This window comes from Shumkonia mesophila, assembly GCF_026163695.1.
Lineage (GTDB): Bacteria > Pseudomonadota > Alphaproteobacteria > Rhodospirillales > Shumkoniaceae > Shumkonia > Shumkonia mesophila.
This window is the reverse complement of sequence record NZ_JAOTID010000003.1, coordinates 276,033-298,305: the sequence shown is the minus strand read 5'-3', so window position 1 is coordinate 298,305 and position 22,273 is coordinate 276,033. Positions and strand designations below refer to the sequence as shown.

Sequence of the window (22,273 nt, the reverse complement as noted above, 5' to 3'; positions counted from 1 at the left end):
GGGGCTCCCCAGGAAACGAACGCGAGGACGAGGTCTAGATGAACCAAACGCCGATCAGGAAGTTCACCCCGGAAATCGATCCCGAGAAGGGCCGCGGCCTGACCGACGAGGTGGTCGGCTTCATCACCGGCACCCGAAGCTCGGACCTGCCGGACGACCTCGTCGAACTGGGCAAAAAATCCATCCTCGACGGGCTGGGGTTGGCCCTATCGGGCACCGCCGCCAAAAGCGGCGAACTGGTCACGACGTATCTCTCCTCGATGGCGCTTACCGGCCCCGCCTCGGTGTTGGGCACCCGCCTCAAGGTTCCCCCCCGCTTCGCCGCCTTCGCCAACGGCACCGCCATCCACGCCGACGACTACGACGACACCCAGCTGGCGGTGGGCAAGGACCGGGTCTACGGCCTTCTCACCCATCCGACGGCACCCTGCCTGCCCGCCACCCTGGCGGTGGCCGAAGCCGGCGGACTGTCGGGGGCCGAGTTGATGCTCGCCTATCACGTCGGCGTCGAGGTCGAGTGCAAGATCAGCGAGGCCATCTCGCCACGCCACTACCAGCACGGCTTCCATTCGACAGCCACCTGCGGCCCCTTCGCAGCAGCGGCAGCAGCAGCCAAGCTGAAGGGCCTCGATGCCAAGGCGACCCGCCGTGCGCTGGCCCTGGCCGGTAGCCAGTCGGCAGGGCTGCGCGAGAACTTCGGCAGCATGACCAAACCGTTCCACGCCGGCCGCGCCGCCGAAAGCGGCGTCGTCGCCGCCGATTTCGCGGCCCTGGGCTGGACCACCGCCGATCGCATCCTGGAGGCGCCGCGCGGTTTCTTCCAGGCGCACGGCGGCGGTTTCGACGCAGACGCCATCCAGGGCAAGCTCGGTAATCCGTGGACGTTCCAGTTCCCGGGCGTGTCGATCAAGCCCCACCCGTCGGGCTCTCTCACCCATCCCGGCATGACCGAATTGGCACGCCTGATTCGGGCCCATGGCGTCACCGCCGACAAGGTGCGCGCGGTCAAGGTCGGCACCAACCACAACATGCCGAACGCGCTGATCCACCACCGACCGACCAACGAGTTGCAGGCCAAGTTCAGCATGGAATTCTGCATCGCCATCCTGCTGGTCGAAGGCAAGGCGGGACTGGCCGAATTTACCGACGAGGTGGTCAACCGGCCCGACGTGCAGGAGATGATCGAGCGCATCGATTTCGGGGTTCATCCCGAGGCCGAGGCGGCCGGCTATGACAAGATGACGACGATCATCGACATCAGCCTGACCGACGGCCGCACGGTGTCGGGCCGCGCCGATTTCGGCAAGGGCAGCCCGGCCAACCCCATGTCCTACGACGAAGAGGCCGAGAAATTCGGCCAGTGCGCGGCCTTCGCCGGATGGCCGGGGAAGAAAGCCAAGGAAGTCGTCGAAACGGTCCGCGACCTCGAACGCCTCGACGATGTCCGCCGCCTGACTTCACTTCTAACTCTAGATTAAGTTGCCTTTATAATAATCTGAAACATAACAAACTATTGGAAACGCTTCCGGGAAGGTCCGGCTCATTGCAAACGCGTGCCGGGGGCGCGCGTTCACCGATCCTGACACCACGGAGCATTGGTTATGAAGATTAAGAAGATAACGGCCAGCGTCCATCAGTTCCCGATCTACCTGCCGATGATCGACAAGCCGCTCGAACATCGCGTGCTCATCTTCTGCGAGGTCGAAACCGACGACGGCCTCAAGGGCTGTGGCGTCACCGGCGCCTTCCTGCCCTGGGCCACCATCGCCGCCATCGAGCACGAGATCTTTCCCGTGATTAAGGACATGGACCCGCGCGACACCGAGGCGATCCACCATGCCGTGTGGTGGAAGGTCAATCCCCGCGCCTACACCGGCGTCGTCTCCAACGCGCTGTCGGCCGTCGACATCGCCTGCTGGGACATCCACGGCAAGGCCACCGGACGCACGGTGGCGCAGCTTCTGGGCGGCTACCGGGACTGGGCCGGCACTTACATTACCTTCGGCTACCCCTTCTTTTCCATCGACCAGCTCGTCGAGTACGCCAAGAAGTTCGTGTCCGAGGGTCACACCCGCCTCAAGATGGTGGTTGCCAACGACAAGGGCGGCTGGCGGGAAGACGCCCGGCGCGTCCATGCGGTGCGAGACGCGGTCGGCCCCGACGTCGACCTGATGATCGACGCCAACTACCGCTTCCCGCCCAACGAGGCGCTCATGCTGTGCCGGGCGGTCGAGGACTGCGACCTCACCTGGTTCGAGGAGCCGCTGCACCAGAACGACGCCCGCGCGCTCGCCGATCTGAGGCGGCGCACCAACGTGCCGATCGCCTGCGGCCAGATGGAGGGGCATCGCTGGCGCCTGCGCGAGTTGATCGAGCATCACGCGGTCGACATCCTGCAGCCCAACTGCTGCTACAACGGCGGCTATACCGAGACCGTGAAGGCGGCCCACATGGCCCAGGCCTACAACCTTCGCATCGCCAACGGCGCCGGCTGGCCGATTTTCAACATGCACACCATGGCCGGCCTGATGAACGGCTGGCTGGTCGAGTTCCACTGGGGCATGTGGCAGGCCGGCCAGAAGTTCTTCAAGGGTGCGCCCGGCCCCGAGAAGGGCAAGGTCAAGATCCCCGACGCCCCCGGCCTCGGCTTCACCCCCGAGTACGACGCGCTGGCCGAATGCCGCGTCAAGGACCCGGCCGGGCTGAAGGCTGCCGGCATGCAAACCAATGAGGGCGGCATCGTCAAGGTCTGACGCAAAAGTTCCGCTCGAACGACAGGCCCCTGGCGCAAGCCGGGGGCTTTTTCTATGTGGCCGAGGCCACAGAATACCCGCTAGATTTTGCCACAATCGGTTGCTATGTGCCGGTCATCGATAAAGCACAAAGAGATGCTATGATGGCGGGAACGACAGATAGGTGGATCGGTATGGGCGAAGCGAGTGGAAAGTCGGCGACGTGCACAAGAGTGGCCGGCGCCGCCCTCATCGCGGGTGCCGCCATCATGGCCTTCCTCCCTCCGGTCGCCGCCGAAGAGCCCGCCAGCCAGCCGGATGCCGTGACCCTGCAGGTGGAAAACGACCTGTTCGGCAGCGGGTCCGACAGTCATTACACGCAGGGCATGCGCATTTCGTGGCTCCCCTCGCCCAAGACGGTGCCCGATTGGATGCGCGAGGGCGCCCTTCTGGTTCCCGGCATCGACTCCAAGGACCACCTGACGTTCGTCTTCGGCTTAGGGCAGAACATGTACACGCCCGAGGACATTTCGCGTTCCGACCCCGATCCCGCCGACCGCCCTTACGCCGGTTGGCTCTATGCCACCTTCGGTGTTGCCGTCGAGGACGCGCAGCGCAACCTGCTTCACAACGTCGCCCTCGATCTTGGCGTCGTCGGCCCCCTTTCGCTGGCCGGCCAGACCCAAAAGATGTGGCACAAGCTGATCAACTCGCCCGAGCCGCGCGGCTGGAGCCATCAGTTGGACAACGAACCCGGCGTCGTCCTCACCTACGAGGCCCGCATGCGCCAGTCGATCGCCGCCACCGTCAGTGGTTTCGAGCTCGACGTCACGCCGAAGGCCGGGGTGGCGCTCGGCAATATCTTCACTTACGGCGCGGTCGGCGCCTCGATTCGCTTCGGTCACAACTTAGACCTCGACTACGGGCCGCCCTTCATCCGTCCCAGCCTGCCCGGCGCCGGCCTGGTGAAGCGGCGCGACGAATGGGGTTGGTATGCGTTCGCCGGCATCGAGGGACGGGCCGTCGCCCGCAACATCTTCCTCGACGGCAACACCTTCTCCGACAGTCCCAGCGTCGACAGCCTCCCCCTCATCGGAGACCTTCAGTTCGGCATCGTGGCCACCTACAACCGGGTGCGCGTCTCCTTCACCCAGATCTTTCGGACGAAAGAATTCGAAACTCAGCGGGAAGGCGACCATTACGGCTCTCTGGCCTTTACCTACCTGTTCTGATCGCCCTGCAGCCCCCAGCACGGCCTCGCACATCTGTTGACAACTTCTTGATAATTGTTCAAAGTTCGCCCTAAATTGTTAACAATAATTGTGGGGCGGCATGACTCTGGAGACGGAGGCCGATCCCGTTCTGGAAAGGACGGGGTCACTGACTACGATCGTGCGCGAGAAGATCGAGCGCATGATCCTGAGCGGCGAAATCGCCGGCGGCGAGCGCCTGAACGAGAACGCGCTGGCCGCCCAGTTGAATGTCAGCCGCGGACCGTTGCGAGAGGCGACCTGGTCGCTCGAACAGGCCGGCCTGGTTCAGATCGTGCGCAACCGCGGCGTCTTCGTGCGCAAGATCAGCCTCGAGGATGCCCTTCACCTTTATGACGTTCGCTCCGGCTTGGCCCGCGTTGCCGGCCGCCTTTTGGCCAGCCGGGTCACCGCCGAGCAGATCGCCGTCCTGACCGGCCTCTACGAAGCGCTGGAGCGGGCACGCGAAACCCAGGACCAAGCGGCCTACAACGAAGGAAACCGCCGGTTCCACGCCAGTCTGGTCGAGTTCACCGGCAACGCGCGGCTGATCAGCTATCACGAAACCACCGAGAAGGAACTGCGGCTGTTTGTCCGGCGCGGCGTTCTCGGCCCAGCCCGCCTGCGCGTCTCCAACGGCGAGCACAAGCAGATCCTGGATTGCATCGTCAAGGGCGACGACGAAGGGGCGGCGGCTGCCTTCGAACGCCACATCCTCAACGGCAAGCGGCGCATGCTGGAAAGCCTGTCGTCCGCCGGAATGTAGAAGTCCGGCGGCCGGGCCGGCCGCCGTTGCCCATCAAGGAGAAAGCGCAGAGATGGCGATCGTCGAGAACACTACGAAGAAGAAATTGGAAGCCGGGCAGATGGCGATCGCCTTCAGCGTCGTTCATTGGCGGATGGCCAACGTCGCCGGCATCGCCAAGGAATGCGGCTACGACTGGCTTTTCATCGACATGGAACACAACACCATGGACGTCGATGCCGCCGTGCAGATTTCGGTCGCCGCGCTGCCGACCGGCATCACGCCGATCGTCCGGGTTCCGGCGCACGAGCACTTCCACGCCACCCGCGTTCTCGACGGCGGTGCCCAGGGCGTCGTGGTGCCCCACGTCAATACCGTCGAACAGGCCCGTCAGGTGGTCGAGAATTGCAAGTATCCGCCGATCGGCCACCGGTCGCTGACCGCCCCCATGCCGCAGCTTGGATTCCGCACGATGCCGGTCGCCGACGCGATCGAGGCGTTGAATCGCAACACCCTGGTGGTGGCGATGCTGGAAACACCGCAGGCCGTTGACAACGCCGATGTCATCGCCGCCGTCGAGGGCATCGACGCCCTGCTCATCGGCACCAACGACCTCGCCGCCGAAATGGGCATCCCCGGACAGTTCGGCCACGCGCGCGTCGAGGCCGCCTACGCCGCCATGATCGCCGCCACACGAAAGCACGGCAAGTTCGCCGGCATGGGCGGCGTCTACGATCACGCGCTGATGGAGAAGTTCATCCGCATGGGCGTGCGCCTGCTGCTGGGCGGCGGCGACGTCGCCTTCATGATGGCTGCCGCGCGGACGCGGTCCGACTTCCTCAAGTCTCTCAAGTTGTAGGAGGCCACGACAAGCTTTTCGGTCCCCGGATCGGAGCGATCGGACGAATCACCCATCCCTTGGGCCACAAGGGGAGGCAAAGACAAAAAACGAAGAAATCAGGCACAAACAGGAGGTATAGAGCATGTCGAAGTTCAAAATCGTCTTGGCCGTGACGACCACTGCGGCCGCTCTCGTCTTCACTGTCGGGGCGCAAGCCTGGGAACCGACCAAACCGATCAAGATCGTCGTCGGGTTCGCACCCGGCGGCGGTGCCGACCTCGTCGCCCGCAACCTTGTCGCATCGAGCCAGGAATTCTTCCCCGTTCCGCTGGTCGTCGTAAACAAGGCCGGGGCCAGCGGCGCCCTGGCGGCGGATTTCGTCAAAAACGAAAAGGCCGACGGGCTTACCCTGCTGGTGGCCGGTGGCAGTGAAAGCACGGCCGTTCCCAATTTCCAGAAAGTCACCTACTCGCTGGACGACTTCCGGGGGGTCATGCGCCTGATCCGCCAGCGCGTCTTTCTCATTTCCAAGGCCGGCAGCGGCATCAACAGCATCGCCGACCTGAAGGCCAAAGCCCTGGCCAATCCCGGCAAGCTGTCCTATGGCTCGTCAGGCCAGGGATCGATCTATCACGCGGTCATGCTGGTGACCACCAAGGCGCTCGGCATCGAGATGCAGCACGTGCCCTACAAGGGCGGTGCGCCGATGATGGCGGCCCTGCTGGGCGGCCATATCGACATCACCATGGGAGCGCCCGAGGAAACCAGCGCCCAACTCGACTCCGGCCAGGCGATTCCCATCGCCCTGCCCTCTGAAACCCGCTACGCCGCCTACAAGAACGCGCCGACCCTGATGGAACTCGGATACAACGTCTATATCGAGAACCAGAAGGGCCTATTCGCCCCGGCCGGCACCCCCAACGAGGCGGTCCAGTACCTGCACGACAATTTCAAGAAGGGCATGGACAGCGCGACATGGAAAGCCATGGCGAACAAGCTGTCGATGGAGACGGCGTACCTGAATGGCGACGACTTCATGGCCGGCGTGAAGGCCATGTCGAAAGCCATCGGCGAGGCCGCGGCAGGCTTGGCGAAGTAGGTCGCGAATAACGGATGGGGAGGAGCAAGAACCATGAGCGTGGACCGCGTTTTTGGCGCTACCGTCTGTATTCTGGCCTTGCTCTTCCTGACCTTGGCCGTCCCCTCCATCCCGGATGATTGGCAGCATACCGCGGGGACCTACTATTCGGTGGGTCCCCGCATGTTCCCCTACATCGCGGGGGTCCTGTGTCTGCTGCTGGGGCTGGGCGTCGTTGTCCACCCCGAGGGGCACAACAAGCTGTCCGGCCTCCGCGACCGCAAGGCCAGAGGGCGCGTCGCGGCGTCCCTGCTCCTGACGCTGGGCTACGTGGCGCTTCTTGATGTCGCCGGCTTCACCCTGTCGACGATCGCCGCGCTGGCCTTGTTCTTCACGATGTTCGGCGAGCGACGCTGGTACATCATCGTGCCGATGGCCGTCGGCGTCGCCGTCATCACCAAATTCGTTTTCCTGAAATTCTTTTTGCTCGAACTGCCCGTCGGGTTGTTCGACCTGCCGATCTGAGCGCCATGGATATGTTCCTCAATGCCATTGTTACCGTTTTCGAGCCACTGAACATCGCCATTCTGCTGGCCTCCACCGCGGTCGGCATCGTTATCGGGGCGATTCCCGGACTGACCGTCACCATGGCCATCGCGCTCGCCGTGCCGTTGACCATCACCATGCCGCTGACGCCGTCGCTCCTCATGCTTCTCGGTCTCTACGGCGCCGGAATTTACGGCGGCAGCATTTCCGCCGTCCTCATCAACACGCCAGGCACGCCGGCCTCGGCCGCCACCAGCATCGACGGCTACGAACTGGCCAAACAGGGAAAGGCCCTCAAAGCGCTTAAGATGGCGCTGATCGCCTCCTTCTACGGCGGCCTGTTCAGCATCGTGCTGCTCATCGTCATCGCGCCACAATTGGCGGCCTTCGCCCTGAAATTCGGACCGGCCGAGATCTGCAGCCTGCTGGTCTTCGCGCTGACCATCGTCGCCGTGCTGTCCGGTGATACGATCATCAAGGGCCTGCTTGCCGCCGCCATCGGCATGCTGCTTGCCACTGTCGGCGCCGATCCCATGCTGTCGGTGCCACGTTTTACCTTCGGCGTTTACGATCTTTACGACGGCTTGGCCTACATCCCGCTGCTCATCGGGCTGTTCGCCATCGCCGAGATGCTGGCCCAGGCCGAGGACTCGTTCACCACCGGCGCCAAGCTGATCGACATCAAAGATATCGACAAGGATGCCAACCGCCTGACCCGCGACGATTGGCGGCGGAGCTTCGGTCCGATGATCCGTTCGGGTTTCCTCGGTTCCTTCGTCGGCATGCTGCCCGGCCTGGGGGCCGCGATCGCCACCTTCCTCGGCTATGCCGAGGCCAAACGTGCCTCCAAGGAACCCGAGCGCTTCGGCAGGGGCGCCATCGAGGGCGTCGCCGCTTCGGAATCGGCCAACAACGCGGTGACCGGATCGGCGATGATCCCCATGCTGGCGCTGGCCATTCCCGGCGATCCGCCCACGGCCATCCTGCTGGGCGCCCTGTTGATCCAGGGCGTGACCACCGGGCCGCTGATCTTCATCAACCACCCCGACGTCGTCTATACCGTCTATGTCGCGCTGTTCGCCTCGCTGGTCTTCATGGGCATCGTCGGCTGGCTGGCGCTGAAGCCGATCGTCCAGGTCCTTAAAGTCCCGAAGGTTCTGCTCTACCCGGTCATCCTGGCCATGTGCGCCGCCGGCAGCTATGCCATCCGCAACAGCATCTTCGATGTCTTCGTCATGGTCGGCGCCGGCCTTCTCGGCTACGTCCTGCGCCTGTTCGGCGTGCCGGCAGCGCCGCTGCTCATCGCCTTCATCCTCTGCCCGCCACTCGAGGAAAGCATGCGCCAAGCCCTGATAAAGTCGCAAGGGAGCCTGATGACCTTCCTCACCCACCCAATCTCGGCGTTTTTCCTGCTGCTCGCCCTGATTGCCGTCATTTTCACCGTTCGGCGCCAGATCAAGAGCCATCAGGCCTTGCCCGCCAACATCTGATCGGACGCCCGGCGCCCGGAAATCTCGACCGGAAGGGAAAGACAAGCCATGTCGACATCGAAGAACCCAGTGGCCGTCGGCTTCATCGGCCTTGGCGTCATGGGCAAGCCCATGGCCTCGAACATCCTCAAGGCCGGCTACGCCCTCGCCGTGTACGACATCGATGCCGCCAAGGTAAAAACAATGGTGACGGCTGGGGCCCGTGATGGCGGATCGGCCGCCGGCGTTGCAGTGTCGGCCGACGTCATCGTGATCTCGGCGCCCGATACCGCCGATGTCGAAGGCATCCTTTTCGGGGAGAAGGGCGTCGCCACGGCGGCGAGGCGCGGGACCGTGGTGGTCGATTGCAGTTCCATCTCGGCAACGGCGACACAGGACTTCGCGGCGCGCCTTGCCGCCAAGGGGATCGAGATGGTCGACGCGCCGGTCAGCGGCGGCGCGAAGGGTGCCGAGGAGGGCACCCTTTCCATGATGATCGGCGGCGACGCCGGCGTGGTGGACAAGGTGCGCCCGATCCTCGAATGCATGGGCAAGACGCTCAAGCACATCGGCCCCGCGGGAGCCGGCCAGGTGGCCAAGACCTGCAACCAGTTGGTCATCGCCGGCACCATGATGGCCTGCGCCGAGATGGTGGCGCTGTGCCGCAGGATGGGCGTCGACCCGGCCTCGGTGCGGGAAGCCCTGCTGGGCGGCGGGGCCCGCAGCTTCGTCCTCGAAAATCACGCGCAGCGGATGATCGAGGGAAAATTCGCGCCCGGCTTCCGCGCCCGCCTGATGCTCAAGGATATGAAGCTGGCGGCCGGTGTCGGCGCCAGCGTCGGCGGCTTCATGCCGCTGACCGCCCTGGTCGCGCAGATGATGCAGGCTCTGTGCAACAGCGGGCGAGCCGATCTCGACCATTCCTCGCTGGGAGCGCTCGTCCAGGATCTGTGGAACGCCGGCACCCTCCCTGGGAAGTAAGGCGCCCGCGTCATGGAATGCACCCTCCCTCCCGCCGCCGGCCCAGATCCCTCTCCCCGTCGGCCCCGCCTGACGGTGCCGGCCGGAGCCTGCGATTGCCATATGCATGTCTACGGTCCGGCGGCCCGCTTTCCCTACGCCCCGTCGATCAAGACGCCGCCCCCCGACGTTCCCCTGGAAGTCTACCTGGCGCTCCGCCAACGGCTGGGCCTGCAACGGACCGTCTTCGTCCAGCCCAGCGCCTATGGCGCCGACAACGCCTGCGTGCTCGACGCCATTGCCCGGATGGCCCCCGACGGCCGCGGCATCGCGGTGATCGATCCGGCGGCCCCGGAAGCCGAGATCGCGCGCCTGCACGCCGCCGGGATGCGCGGCGTGCGCTTTCACGACATGGTGGCGGGGTGCCTGCCTTTCGACGTCCTGGAACCGGTCGCCGCCCGCATTCGCCCGCACGGCTGGCATGTCCAGATCCAGCTCGACGGTGACGGTCTGGTCGATCTGGCCCCACGCCTGGCCGCCCTGCCCGTCGAGGTGGTAATCGACCATATGGGACGCATCCCCGTCGATGGCGGCACCGAGCGCGCCGCGTTCAAAAGCCTGCTTCGCCTGCTCGATACCGGCCGCTGCTGGGTCAAGCTGTCGGCCCCCTATCATGTGTCGCGGGCCGGCCCACCGGATTACCGGGACTGCGCGGCGCATGCCCGCGCGCTGATCCACGCTGCCCCGGAACGGATGCTGTGGGGAAGCAACTGGCCGCATCCGAGCGTCCGGGAGAAACCCAACGACGCCGACCTGCTCGACATCCTTGCCGACTGGACCGACGACATCGCGGCGCTTCGGAAAATCCTGGTCGACAACCCGGCCGCCCTGTTCGGCTTCTGAGCGAACCGGCCACGCTGCCCGCAGGGATCGTTATGGCAGCGGTGTTGCCTTTGCCGAAGCGGGCGTTCACATTCACAAAGATACGAATGGCCGTGGAGGCTGCGACCGATGGATGACAACGAAACCATTCCGATCGGCAATCGCATGGGATCGTTGACGACCCTCGTGCGCGACGAGATCGAGCGCATGATCCTCAACGGCGAAATCGCCGCCGGCGAACGGCTGAATGAAAATGCTCTCGCCACCAGCCTGAACGTCAGCCGCGGACCGATCCGCGAGGCGACGTGGTCGCTTGAAAAGGCAGGGCTGGTCAAGATCATCCGCAATCGGGGTGTCTTCGTCCGCACGATCAGCCTTGACGACGCCCTTCACCTTTATGACGTCCGCTCGGGCTTGGCCCGAATCGCCGGCCGCCTCGCGGCCCAACGCGCCACGTCCGAACAGATCGACGCCCTTAAGGCCGTCTACGATGACCTGGAAAAGGCCCGCGACGCGCAGGATCAATCCGCGTACCACGAAGGGAACCGCCTGTTCCACGCGAAGATTGTCGAATTCGCCGGCAATCCACGCCTGACCAGCTACCATGAAACGATCGAAAAGGAGTTGCGCCTGTTCGTCCGCCACGGCATCCGAGGGCCGGACCGTCTGCGCGTTTCGAGCGCCGAACACGGGCTGATCCTCGATTGCGTCGCCGGGCACGACGACGAAGGGGCCGCGGCCGCTTTTGAGCGCCACATCCTGAATGGCAAGCTGCGCGTGCTGAACAGCCTGTCTCCCCCCAGCGACTAGGCGTTGCAGTCGCCCCACCGCTCGAACAGGCAGACGCCATCGCCCCGGCATGTCCTTGTCATGCGGCCCTGGCCGACCAGGAAGTGAAGATGGGCCAGGCTTTCGCCGACGGCGAAAAAAACCTGGTGGTCGTCCAACGACTGCTCGAACAGCACCTTCAAGACGTCAAGACCGGTGCGCGGTTCCGCGCAGGCCTCCCATGTCCGGGCCAGCCTCTCGTCGTGATGGGTGGCCAGCGCCCCAAGCCTGCCATGCAGGCCGGTAAAGGGGCGCCGGTGCCCCGGCAGCACCAGGGTATCCTCGGGTAGCTGGCGGAACCTCTCCAGGCTGGCCAGAAAATGCCGGAGCGGATCGGCCTCGGGCTCGGACGGCCAGACGCTGATGTTGGGGGAAATCTGCGGCAAAACCTGATCGCCGGCGATCAGTACGCCCAACTCGGCGCAATACAGGCTGGCATGCTCGTAGCTGTGGCCGCCGCCGACGATGACCTGCCAGTTCCGCCCGCCGATGGCGATCACCTCGTTATCCTCGATGCGCCGCAGGGCAAAGGGAATGGGGGTAATGCGGGTGGCGTAGTTGCCGCTGCGCGAGGCGACAAGTTCCATCCGGTCGGGGCCGAAACCGGCCGCGCGATAGAAGCGCCCATACCCCTCCTCCGCCGCCGGGCTTCGGCCGGCGCCAAGGACGCGCGCGAACGCCCATTCTGCAAGCGGCATCCACAGGGCGGCGCCGAAGCGATCCGCCATCCAGCCGGCCAGGCCGACATGATCGGGATGGAAATGGGTGACGATCATGCGCCGCAAAGGCTTGCCGGCGCAGTGGGTCGCCACGATCCGCTCCCACGCCGCCTTGGTTTCCTCGCAGGCGATACCCGTGTCGATGACCGTCCAGCCGTCGTCCTCCTCGATCAGCCACAGGTTGATGTGATCCAGGCGAAAGGGCAGCGGCATGCGCACCCAGAACACGCCGGGCGCCGCCTCGCGGACCTCGCCGTTGGCCGGCACGCCGGCGAAGGGATAGTGGATCTCGGCCGGCAATCCCGTCTTTCTCCTCAGGCCATGCGGGAAACCGCCAGCTTGCGCAGCATGGCGGTTTTCTTGGACTGGTGGGCATCCATGCGCTCCAGCACCTCGCCCAGGAAATCGACCGCCTCGACGATATAGGGCCCCTTGTTGAGCATGACACATTCGGCTCGCCCACTCATCGCCGCGTCGGTGACCTCGGCCCGGGACGGCATGCCGGTCCTGGCCATTTCCTCCAGCACCTGGGTGGCCCAGATCACCGGCACGTGGGCCGCCTCGCACAGCCAGAGGATTTCCTCCTGCACCTCGGCCAGGCGGTCGAAACCCACCTCGACGGCAAGATCGCCGCGGGCGACCATGACCCCAACCGGCGGCGAGCGCAGCGCCGCCAGCAGCAATTGCGGCAGGTGGTCGAAGGCGAAGCGGTTTTCTATCTTGAGCACGATCCCCAGGTGCTGGGCATCCAGACGCGTCAGGTGGTCCTCCAGCAGGTAGATGTCCTCGGGCCGACGCACGAAGGACAGGCCGACAAGATCGACCACCCCCACCATCGATGTCAGATCGGCCACATCCTTGTCGGTCAGCGCCGGGATGACGATGTCGGTGTCGGGCAAATTGATGCCCTTCTCGGGGCGCAGCCGGCTGCCCTTCGGGCCGGCGAAGATGATCTCGACGGCGATCTCGCGGCCATCGTTCGCCTTCACGACGCCGCTGATCTTGCCATCGTCGAACCACACCCGGTCGCCCGCCCTGACGAAATCGAACACCTCGCCGAGCGAACACGGGATGCGGGCCGCCCGCACCACCTCGCCCGCCTGATTGCGCGTGGCCGGGCCACCCGGCTTCCCACTCCGCGTCATAATCAGGGTGTCGCCCCGATGGAGAACGATGGGAAGCGGGCTGGCCGGCAGCGGGCCGATGCAGCCGGTGGCTACCCGTCGATCGTCACGGCGCAGGCAGACCTCGGCGCCCTCTGCCAGTTGAATCGTCTGATCGACAATGGCCCAACAGGAACGCCCGGCGCTTTCGGCAATCGCCAGCGCCCGTTCGCGGCCGCGGCTGTCCTCGAGGTCGATGACGTCGCCCGGCCGGGCCCGCTCCAGCAGAGCACCCTCGACCGGCAGCACGCCGTCGGCGCCAGCGGGCGTCGGCTCGGGCGCCTCGGCCGGGGTCATCCAGATGCGGGCCGGAATCGCCGCACCCCGCCCGTCGCGTCGTGGCTTCAGCTTGACCACATGTTCGATTGCGGCGAGAGGACCAGTCCTCAGCTTCGGACCGGCCAGGTCGACCAGAATGCGACATGCCCGCCCCAATTCGCGCTCGGCCCGCCGCAGGTTTTCCACCATCCGCATCCAGGCCGACGGATCGTCGTGGGCGCAATTGATACGCATGACATCCATGCCCGCCCGCACCAGTTCGCGAACGAGCAGCGGATTGTCGGCCGCCTCCGACGGCACGGTCACCATCACCCGCACCTGCCGATTGGCGGGATCGGGCCCAAGCAGGCGCCGGGTATGCTCGGCCAGCCTGCCGGGGCCGGACCAGAAATCGACCGGAACATCCTCCTCGCCGATGGCCGCCGCCGGCCGCCCGCCAAGCGCACGCAGGGTCGACAGCACGGAGGTGAGGGTCGCCATGGCATGGGCTTCGAGGCGGCCCAGTGACGACAGGCCGAGTGAGGACAGTTCGTCCTGCAGGGATCGCAGATCCTGCTGGCGCAGGCTCAGGTAATGCAGAAGATTGCGGGCGCTCGGGCGGTGCGACGGCTCAACTTCGCCCAACGCCCGCGCATGGGCCATCTCGAAGGCCAGCGCATCGCGGCGGAGCGCGCTGATCGTCACTTCCAGCCGCTCCAGCAATTCCGGTATATTCCGCGACCCCATGTCCCCGAGCCGATCCGCCGTCGATCAAAGATCAATCCTGAGGGCGGCGCCCCCCCGGAAGCAAGAAAAACCGCGAGAACACGCGCCGTCAAAGATTGGCGCAGCGTTGTTTCAGAGCCTCCAGCAGGGAATCGTAGGGATCGATGAACTTCTGGATGCCCTCGTCTTCGAGTTGGCGGGTGGCCTTCGCGAAGTCGATGCCGAGTTTGGCGATTGCCTCCATCGTCGCCGCCGCTTCCTCCATGCCCTGCTCCACCGTGTTGGCGGCGGTGCCGTGGTCGGCGAAGGCCGCAATGGTCTCCTCGGGCAGCGTGTTCACCGTGTGCGGTCCGATCAGCGCGTCGACGTACATGACGTCCGAATAGTCCGGATTCTTGGTGCTGGTGCTGGCCCACAGCATCCGCTGGACCTGGGCACCCTTCGCCGCCAGCGCCTGCCAACGCGCCGAGCCGATGTTCTTCTTGAACTGGCGGTAGGCCAGTTTGGCGTTGGCGATGCCGGCCCTGCCGAGGAGATCCTTGGCTTCCGGATGGGTGGCCACGCGTTCCTTGAGCAAACCATCGATCAGCACGTCGATGCGGCTGAGGAAGAAACTGGCGACCGACACCACGGCGGCGAGCGGCTGGCCGGCCGCGACGCGGCGCTCCAAGGCCCGCATATGGGCCTCGGCCACGGCTTGGTAGCTGTCGATGGAAAACAGCAGAGTGACGTTGACGTTGATGCCTTCGAACAACAATTGCTCGATCGCCGGAACGCCCTCCTTGGTGCCGGGAATCTTGATCAGCAGGTTGGGGCGGTCGACCGTCTTCCACAGGCGACGGCCTTCGGTGATCGACGTTGCCGTGTCGCGCGCCAGATGCGGGGACACCTCCAGGCTGACGAATCCGTCGCTGCCGCCGCTCTGGTCGAACACCGGCCTCAGGATGTCGCAGGCGTTGCGGATATCGGTGGCGGTCAGTTCCTCGTAGATCGTCTCCACCGTGCCGCCGGCGGCCGCCGCCTTGCGGATCTGCGCCGTGTAATCCTCGCTTTTGGAAATCGCCTTGCTGAAGATGGAGGGATTGGAGGTGATGCCGCGCAGCCCCTCCTTGGCGACCCGGTCCTTAAGCTCGCCATTCTCGATCATCCGGCGGGTCAGGTTGTCCAGCCAATAGCTCTGACCCAAATCGGCGAGCTTGAGCAACGGGTTCATGGGTATCCTCCTCGGTCTACGTTCTCGGTTGTTCGATCATGGCTCCAGCCGGCAGACTGCCGGCCGCCGCCCGATCCAGGAACCAGGTCAGCCGCCCCTCGGGGCGCACCCTGGCCGCCGGATAGTTTCTCGCGGGGTCGCCTTCCGGGCCAGCCAGGATCGCCGCCACGATATCCGCCTTTTGTCCGCCATGCACCAGGAAGACCACCTCGTGGGCGGCATTGATCGCCTTGAGGGTCAGGCTGATGCGCAGGTGGGGTGGCAACGGGCTTTTCGTCGCCACCACCGACCGGGACGCCACCAGCTGCGGCGAGCGGGGAAACAACGAGGCGACGTGGCCGTCCCCACCCATACCGAGCAGCACCAGATCGAACCACGGCAGCGGCCCGCGGAAGACCTCCGCCAACTCGCGGGCATAGGCCTGGGCCGCCAGTCCGGCCGGCAGTTCACCCTTCATGCGATGGACCTCGGGCATCCTCGGCAGATCCGCGAGCAGGGTTTCCGTGACCAGGCGATAGTTGCTGGCGGGGTCGTTGGGGGCGACGCACCGCTCGTCGCACCAGAACACCTGCACGCGCGACCAGTCGATGAGGTGACGATAGGGCGCCGCCGCCAGGCGGACGTACAGGGGGCCGGGCGTCGTTCCGCCGGAAAGCGCGATGCTGACCGTCGGCTGCGCAGTCAGGCGGCGGGACAGCGTATCGGCGATGTCGCGTGCCGCCGCCTCGACCGATTCGGTCGGCCCCTCGGCGACGACCACCCGATCCGCGGCTAGCCGATGCGTTTGCATCGCACAGGGTCCTCCTCTCCCGGCTGGTAGAGCCGATCCATCTCGTCGGGCCCCCAGCTTCCCGCAGCGTACGGATAGACCGGCGATTCGCGTTCCAGGACCGGCGTGAACAGCCGCCAGGCGGTTTCGGTTTCGACGGCGTGGACGAACAATGTCTGGTCGCCGCTCAACACATCGAGGAGAAGCGTCTCGTAAGCGGAGGGCAGCTTGCCGAAGGCGTCCGCATAGCTGAACGACAGCGGCACCACGTGAAGCCCGTCGGTGTCGCCCGGCTCCTTCACCTGGATGCCCAGTTCGAAGCCCTCGTCGGGTTGCAGGCGCAGGACCAGGGCGTTGGGGTGCGCCAGTTCGCGGCCCATGGTCCGGAAAAAGGATACCGGCGCCGAGCGGAAGGTCACCACGATCTGGGTCAGGCGGCGCTGGAGCCGCTTGCCGGTCCGCACGATGAAGGGCACGCCCTGCCATCGCCAATTGTTGATGCGCAGGCGCACGGCAGCGAAGGTGTCGGTCCGAGAATCAGGCGCGACGCCGTCTTCCTCCAGATAACCGGGCACGAGCTGGCCGCGTGACGTGCCGGCCGCGTACTGCCCCAGGACCACATCCTCCTCGCGGATGCGCTGGATGGCGTGCAGCAGCTTGATCTTCTCGGCGCGGATGGCTTCCGGGGCCGCCATCGAGGGCGGTTCCATGGCGATCAGGCTGACCAGCTGGGTGGCATGGTTCTGCATGATGTCGCGCAACGCGCCATTGTTCTCGTAAAAGCCGGCTCGGCCCTCGACGCCCAGATCCTCGGCCACCAGCACGTCGACGCTGGCGATGCGGTCGCGGTGCCACAGGGACTCGAAAATGAAATTCGAAAACCGGAAAACGAACAGGTTCTGGACGGTCTCTTTTCCCAGATAGTGGTCGATGCGGTAGATCTGGGATTCGTCGAAATACGTATGCACCAAGGCGTTGAGTTCGAGGGCGGATTGCAGGTCGTGGCCGAACGGCTTCTCGATGACCAGACGGGTCCAGCCCGGCCCCTTGTTGAGCTTGCCCTCGCCCAGTCCCATGATGGTCGGCGCGAAGACCTGGGGTGGCGTCGACAGATAGAACAGGCGGTTGCCCGGAAGCTCGTGGCGGCGTTCGACGTCCTCGATCTTCTTGCGCAGGGATTCGAAGTTCTCCGGCCGTCCTTTGCCGACCGAATGGGCGTGCAGACATTCCCAGCACCATTGCCCCATGTCATCGCCGTCGATGCCGGCGTCCGTCAGGGCCTTTTCGACGATATTGCGAAACTTCTCGTCGTTGAAGTCGGGACGGGTGGAAACGCCCAGGATGGCGTGCCGCTGGCCCAGCCGATTTGCGCGGGCCAGCGTGGCGATGGCGGGAATGAGGTTGCGCTTGGAGAGATCGCCCGTCGCTCCGAAAATGACAAACAGATGGGGCTCGACTCTCAACTCACCCATGATGGGGGATCTCCTTCCCGACGACGGAACCGCCAAACCTGACGGTTGGACTTCAACCATGGATTAAGGCCGGAATCCGGGGGAATTCAAGCGCTGATGCCCGATTTGTTCGGCCGCGACCGAAATTCCGGACGACAAAGAGCCGTCGATACCCTTAACTGAAGCCTGTAGCGGTCTCGTGGAATCGCTCCGGCCGCTCTTCATCGACCGTCGCCACGGAGACACCGATGTCCCAAAAAACCGCCAATCGGCCTCGCGTTCTGGTCACCGCCAACTTTTTCGGCGAATCCGACCCCCGCACCCTGCAAATCCTTACGGACACCGGCGCGGAAATCATCTTCAGAAACGACCACAACATCACCGAGGACGAGGTCGCCGGCTTCGTCAAGGACATCGACGCCCTCGTCGCCGGGGTCGAGCCGATCACGCCACGGGTCATGGATGCGGCACCTGGCCTCAAGCTGATCGCCCGGGTCGGTGTCGGCTATGACAGCGTCGACGTCGCCGCGGCACGCACACGCGGTATCCGGGTAACCCACTCGCCCGACGGTCCGTGGCCGGCCGTCGCCGAACTGACCATCGCCCTGATGATCGACCTGTTGCGCTGGGTGGGCCCGGTCGACCGCGAAGTCCGCCGTGGCCGCTGGCAGCGCATGATCGGACGGCGCCTGGCCACATCGACCATCGGCATCGTCGGCGTCGGGCGCATCGGCAAGGCAGTCATCCGCCACGCCGTGAACGGCTTTCCCGGAGTACGCGTGCTGGCCAACGACCTCGTGCCCGATCTCGCCTTCGGCCAAACATTCGGCGTCGATTGGACGGAGAAGGAGCGGCTTTACCGAGAGGCCGACGTCATCAGCCTGCACGTTCCCCGCACACGCCTGACCCGCAATCTGATCTCCGCCAACGTGCTTGCCCTGATGAAGCCGACCGCCTGCCTGATCAACACGGCGCGGGGTGGCATCGTCGACGAAGCGGCGCTGGCCGCCGCCCTGCAGGCCGGCCAATTGGCCGGGGCGGCGATCGACGTGTTCGGCAGCGAACCCTACTCCGGTCCCCTGACGGAATTCGAGAACTGCATTCTGACGCCGCACATCGCCGGAAACACTACGGATTGCCGGGTCCGCATGGAAGCCGACGCCGCCACCGAGGTGAAGCGCCTGCTGGCCAGCGAACCGCCCGCTTATCCGGTACCGGACGAGGAATAGCGACGCGGGCGGTTGAGGAGGTGGGCGCCCGTCGACGCCTCATTCGGCGTCTTCCTGCTGCGCCCTGATCTGGCGTTCGAACTCGCGCGCCACGGCATTGCCGGGCTAGGTCTCGAATGCGAAGCGACGCCGCCCCCGGAGGGGCGACGCCGCCTCTGCAGGACACCTGAATGGCTATTTACTGGGGTCGGGAAGACGCGGAAGCGCGGAACTTTGGCTCTGGTCTTCCTTGGTCGCGAACTCCGGTGCCTTTTCGAGTTGGTCCTTGGAAAGCGGGAGCGTCACGGCATCCGCGTCGATGGCGCTGCCGATGTCCTGCCAGGCAATGGCCACCGATTTTCCACCGATACCCATGACGCCGCCGGTTTTCACGACGAGGCCGGAAACCATTCCGTCCTTGCTAAGGACGATGTCGTCCACCGTCCCCAGTTCTTCTCCCGAGGCATTGACCACCTTCTTGCCGATCAACGCCTCGGCACGGATCTGCGAGGTCGTTTCTACTGGCAGGACCTCGCCGGTTGAGGCGCCTACCGCCGCAGCGCCGGGTTGCTGCTTGTCCATCGTCATGGGAGAGCCCGGCGTCTTCTGGTCGGATGCCGATGGCGGCGCCGTGAATTGGCTGTCGCCACCTGCGGCCGGTGCGCTGGGCGCTTGCGCCAGGGCGGGCGCGGCAATCAGAAACATGGCGGCCGTGGATAGGAGCGTTCGCTTCAACATGATTCCCTCCTTTGGCAAAGCGCGATCCATAAGGCCTGAAAAGTTGACCTGCCCCGCCGGGCCTCTATTCCCACTTGCAAAGAAAAAGCCCCGGAACCTCTAGAGTTCCGGGGCAGGTTGTGGTCAGGGAGGCACGGTGCGGAAAGCGAATGATGAAGAAACGCACCGAACAGCCTGAGTGGAGGAACACTGTCTAGACTGCCCGACTCCGAAGGCTATTCCCGGTAGCGGACGGAATTTTCGACCACGGATAGCGCTCCGCGCGCCATTACCCGTCAATTGAAGGCGGCAGGCGTGCGTTCCGCCGCCCGACGCGCCCATCTCGCCCGGCCGGCCACCACTACGCTCGCAGGCGCCGCTTCGGGGTCCAAGGCGGTCTGCAACGCCCTGCGCCCACGGCTCAGCCGCGACATCACGGTGCCGATCGGGATATTCAGGCGGTCGGCGATGTCGCGGTAGGCGAGGTCGTCGACGCCGGCCAACAGCAGCACGTCGCGTTGTTCCTTCGGCAGTTCCTTGATGGCCGCGACCACTTCGCCGCACACGATGCGGTCGGACTGGGTCGCCCGGCAGACTGGAAAAGTGTGCTCCTCGAGCGGGCGCCGATCGGTCGACCGCTCCCGTCTGGCGTGGTCGACCCTTACGTGATGCAGCATGGTCAGCAGGTAAGAGCGCGGGTTGCGGATATCCTTGCCGCTATGCGCGTATGTCAGGGCCCTTTTCAGGGTCTCCTGCACGAGGTCATCGGCATCCGCCACGTTGCCGACCAGGGCGCGGGAATACCGGCGCAACGCCTCCATGTGCGACTTAAGGTCGTCGGCAACGGCGGGGTGAATCGTTCCGGAGATGTGCTTCGATGATGTGTGACTGGCCACACGTCTTCTCCCTTTTTCCATTGTTCCCGAGGAAAAGATACGAGGGGGCGTGGGGCATGTTCGGGAGAAGGCTGTGACAAAGCCGTGGCACCTTGGGGCATAAGGAGGGCGCCGGCTGGAAACCCCGGTTCAGGACACGGGAGACCGGCGTCCATCGGGCGTGGGCCACAGCCTGGAAGTGGCGGCAATAGCTACCGCAACGAGGGGAATCCAGCCCTCGACGGCCCCCAGGGCGAACAAGGTCACGCCGCTGATGACGCACCACATCGCCGGAACGACGGAAAGCAGCCATGCGACGCCGCCACCGGTGCCGAGCGTCAGAAGGCCCAGTGTGGCGATGGCCAGGGGGTCCGGCGCGATCCCGAAGATTTCAACTTGCAGCGGCCTGCCGCCAATGAGCGCCACCAGCGGATGCGCGACCAGGGCGTACAGAAAAAGAGCCAATCCGATCCAGCCCCGAACGCCGCCGTCCACTGCCACCCGCAGGCGACCCGCCAGGCCGCCCAACACGAGGACCAGCAGGCCCTCCGCGACGAAAGCCGGAACCACGTAGGCGGCTGCCCAGTTGATGGTCATATAGCGGACCCAGAGGAAGCTTCCCGCGACCCACAGCCAAGCCGCCGCCAGGATGGCCGGGATGGCCCGGTCCGACCACCGACGCGGCCGGACGACTCCCACCAGGATGACGACCCCGAACAGCAGGGCCGGCACTTGTGCGGGCCAGACCGCCCGGTTGTGCAGTTCGAACATCCGCCAATAGACGCGGGGCGAGAACAGCAGGAAATCCCCGATGCCGTACGTCAGCCATTCCGACATCAGAGATCGGTCACGTAGGCGACCATGCGCCGGCGCGTCCCCGCTTCCGGTAGCGGCCCCACGGCGGCGGCCACATTCTCTTGCACGTGGTCGACACGGGTGGTTGCCGGAATGGCGGCGGTGACGGCGGGATGGGAAACGATGAACTTCAAGATGAATTGGGCCCAGCTGGCAGCGCCGATATCGGCGGCCCACGCGGGCAGAGGCTCGCCCTTCAGCTTGCGGATCAGCGCCTTTTCCTGGAACGGGCGATTGGCCAGCACCGCCATGCCGCGCTCCTGGGCCAGGGGCAGCAAGCGGTCCTCCGCCTCGCGGTCGACGATGTTGTAGGTCAACTGGACGAAATCCAGCGGTTGCGCGCGCATGATCCGTTCGAACAGGTCGTGGCGCCGGCCCTCGGACGTCGTGATGCCGACGTAACGCAACCGTCCCGCCCTCTTCATTTCGAACAGCGTCGCCAGGTGTTTCTCCCAAGCCAGCAGATTGTGAACCTGCAGGAGATCGAAGCGCGGGACGCCCCACAGGCCGCGGGAGTCTTCGATCTGGCCGGGACCTTCCGCCCCCGACGAGGTCCACACCTTGTCCGCCGAAAACAGCCCGGACGGACGGCCCAGCTTGCCGAGGCCATAACCGATCACCGCCTGTGAAGATCCATACATCGGCGAGGAGTCGATGACGCGGCCGCCCGCCTGGAAGAAGGCCGCCATGACGGCGGCGCATTCGTTCCGGAGGACGGGATCGTCGCCGACGTTGAAGGTGATCCACGTACCCAGGCCGACGCAAGGTACGGCCTCCCCGGTCGAGGGAATGAGCTTCATGGCCGGCAGACCGTCCTGCGCCCGCGTAGACGGGACCGTAGGCAGCACGGCCGCTGCAGCGGTGGCCGTCATACCCTCGAGGATGGCTCGTCGCGTCAAGTTCACGGAACGCTCCTTCTGCGGTGGGAGCCCCGCCCTTCCCGTAGACATGGGTGTCTGACCCGCCCATTCGAAGGCCGGATGCTTGA

General features: G+C 65.2%; 21 protein-coding genes. 12 read left to right on the top strand and 9 right to left on the bottom strand.

Going from position 1 to position 22,273, the window contains the following annotated elements:
- The first annotated feature begins 38 nt into the window (after positions 1-38).
- From ODR01_RS07930 to ODR01_RS07880, 11 genes are all read left to right on the top strand, one after another.
- Complete coding sequence (locus ODR01_RS07930) at positions 39-1,478, top strand: MmgE/PrpD family protein (protein WP_316977097.1); 1,440 nt, start codon at positions 39-41, stop codon at positions 1,476-1,478.
- Between the two features lie 123 nt (positions 1,479-1,601).
- The gene (locus tag ODR01_RS07925; protein ID WP_316977096.1) at positions 1,602-2,753 is read left to right on the top strand and encodes a mandelate racemase/muconate lactonizing enzyme family protein; all 1,152 of its coding nucleotides are present in this window, start codon (positions 1,602-1,604) and stop codon (positions 2,751-2,753) included.
- A gap of 173 nt (positions 2,754-2,926) precedes the next feature.
- Positions 2,927-3,964, top strand: coding sequence for a lipid A deacylase LpxR family protein (locus tag ODR01_RS07920; protein WP_316977095.1), 1,038 nt, complete (start codon positions 2,927-2,929; stop codon positions 3,962-3,964).
- Between the two features lie 100 nt (positions 3,965-4,064).
- A complete protein-coding gene (locus ODR01_RS07915; protein ID WP_316977094.1) occupies positions 4,065-4,748 on the top strand; it encodes an FCD domain-containing protein in 684 nt (227 codons plus the stop codon).
- Between the two features lie 52 nt (positions 4,749-4,800).
- The gene (locus tag ODR01_RS07910; protein WP_316977093.1) at positions 4,801-5,586 is read left to right on the top strand and encodes an HpcH/HpaI aldolase family protein; all 786 of its coding nucleotides are present in this window, start codon (positions 4,801-4,803) and stop codon (positions 5,584-5,586) included.
- 124 nt (positions 5,587-5,710) lie between these two features.
- Positions 5,711-6,667 (top strand): tripartite tricarboxylate transporter substrate binding protein, encoded by a 957-nt coding sequence (locus tag ODR01_RS07905; RefSeq protein ID WP_316977092.1) that lies wholly within the window; start codon positions 5,711-5,713, stop codon positions 6,665-6,667.
- 33 nt (positions 6,668-6,700) lie between these two features.
- Positions 6,701-7,171 (top strand): tripartite tricarboxylate transporter TctB family protein, encoded by a 471-nt coding sequence (locus tag ODR01_RS07900; protein ID WP_316977091.1) that lies wholly within the window; start codon positions 6,701-6,703, stop codon positions 7,169-7,171.
- Positions 7,172-7,176: 5 nt separating this feature from the next.
- Positions 7,177-8,682 (top strand): tripartite tricarboxylate transporter permease, encoded by a 1,506-nt coding sequence (locus ODR01_RS07895; RefSeq protein ID WP_316977090.1) that lies wholly within the window; start codon positions 7,177-7,179, stop codon positions 8,680-8,682.
- Positions 8,683-8,730: 48 nt separating this feature from the next.
- Positions 8,731-9,642 carry an NAD(P)-dependent oxidoreductase gene (locus ODR01_RS07890; protein WP_316977089.1) on the top strand — a complete coding sequence of 304 codons (912 nt, stop codon included), beginning with the start codon at positions 8,731-8,733 and terminating at the stop codon, positions 9,640-9,642.
- 102 nt (positions 9,643-9,744) lie between these two features.
- Positions 9,745-10,524 carry an amidohydrolase family protein gene (locus ODR01_RS07885; protein WP_316977088.1) on the top strand — a complete coding sequence of 260 codons (780 nt, stop codon included), beginning with the start codon at positions 9,745-9,747 and terminating at the stop codon, positions 10,522-10,524.
- A gap of 108 nt (positions 10,525-10,632) precedes the next feature.
- Positions 10,633-11,313 (top strand): FCD domain-containing protein, encoded by a 681-nt coding sequence (locus ODR01_RS07880; RefSeq protein WP_316977087.1) that lies wholly within the window; start codon positions 10,633-10,635, stop codon positions 11,311-11,313.
- Here the strand turns inward: ODR01_RS07880 and ODR01_RS07875 are convergent.
- From ODR01_RS07875 to zwf, 5 genes are all read right to left on the bottom strand, one after another.
- A complete protein-coding gene (locus ODR01_RS07875) occupies positions 11,310-12,350 on the bottom strand; it encodes an MBL fold metallo-hydrolase (protein WP_316977086.1) in 1,041 nt (346 codons plus the stop codon). The genes ODR01_RS07880 and ODR01_RS07875 overlap by 4 nt on opposite strands.
- A gap of 14 nt (positions 12,351-12,364) precedes the next feature.
- Positions 12,365-14,218 (bottom strand): pyruvate kinase, encoded by a 1,854-nt coding sequence (locus ODR01_RS07870; RefSeq protein ID WP_316977085.1) that lies wholly within the window; start codon positions 14,216-14,218, stop codon positions 12,365-12,367.
- Between the two features lie 88 nt (positions 14,219-14,306).
- Positions 14,307-15,410, bottom strand: a complete 1,104-nt coding sequence (tal, locus tag ODR01_RS07865; protein WP_316977084.1) for a transaldolase — start codon at positions 15,408-15,410, stop codon at positions 14,307-14,309.
- 16 nt (positions 15,411-15,426) lie between these two features.
- Positions 15,427-16,200: a 6-phosphogluconolactonase gene (gene pgl / locus ODR01_RS07860; protein ID WP_316977083.1), complete on the bottom strand. Its 774-nt coding sequence runs from the start codon at positions 16,198-16,200 to the stop codon at positions 15,427-15,429.
- A complete protein-coding gene (gene zwf, locus ODR01_RS07855) occupies positions 16,182-17,651 on the bottom strand; it encodes a glucose-6-phosphate dehydrogenase (RefSeq protein WP_316977082.1) in 1,470 nt (489 codons plus the stop codon). The genes pgl and zwf overlap by 19 nt, the downstream gene beginning before the upstream one ends.
- 227 nt (positions 17,652-17,878) lie before the next feature.
- Between zwf and ODR01_RS07850 the strand changes: the two genes are divergently transcribed.
- Positions 17,879-18,859 carry a phosphoglycerate dehydrogenase gene (locus ODR01_RS07850; RefSeq protein ID WP_316977081.1) on the top strand — a complete coding sequence of 327 codons (981 nt, stop codon included), beginning with the start codon at positions 17,879-17,881 and terminating at the stop codon, positions 18,857-18,859.
- Positions 18,860-19,033: 174 nt separating this feature from the next.
- Here ODR01_RS07850 and ODR01_RS07845 read toward each other — a convergent pair whose 3' ends face one another.
- The 4 genes from ODR01_RS07845 to ODR01_RS07830 form a co-directional block, all read right to left on the bottom strand.
- The gene (locus tag ODR01_RS07845; protein ID WP_316977080.1) at positions 19,034-19,576 is read right to left on the bottom strand and encodes a PRC-barrel domain-containing protein; all 543 of its coding nucleotides are present in this window, start codon (positions 19,574-19,576) and stop codon (positions 19,034-19,036) included.
- 275 nt (positions 19,577-19,851) lie between these two features.
- On the bottom strand, positions 19,852-20,451 hold the full coding sequence (locus ODR01_RS07840) for an RNA polymerase sigma factor (RefSeq protein WP_316977079.1): 600 nt from the start codon (positions 20,449-20,451) through the stop codon (positions 19,852-19,854).
- Between the two features lie 129 nt (positions 20,452-20,580).
- Positions 20,581-21,267, bottom strand: a complete 687-nt coding sequence (locus ODR01_RS07835) for a DUF6064 family protein (protein ID WP_316977078.1) — start codon at positions 21,265-21,267, stop codon at positions 20,581-20,583.
- Positions 21,267-22,190: an aldo/keto reductase gene (locus ODR01_RS07830; protein ID WP_316977077.1), complete on the bottom strand. Its 924-nt coding sequence runs from the start codon at positions 22,188-22,190 to the stop codon at positions 21,267-21,269. Before ODR01_RS07830 ends, ODR01_RS07835 begins: the two co-directional genes overlap by 1 nt.
- Positions 22,191-22,273: the final 83 nt, after the last annotated feature.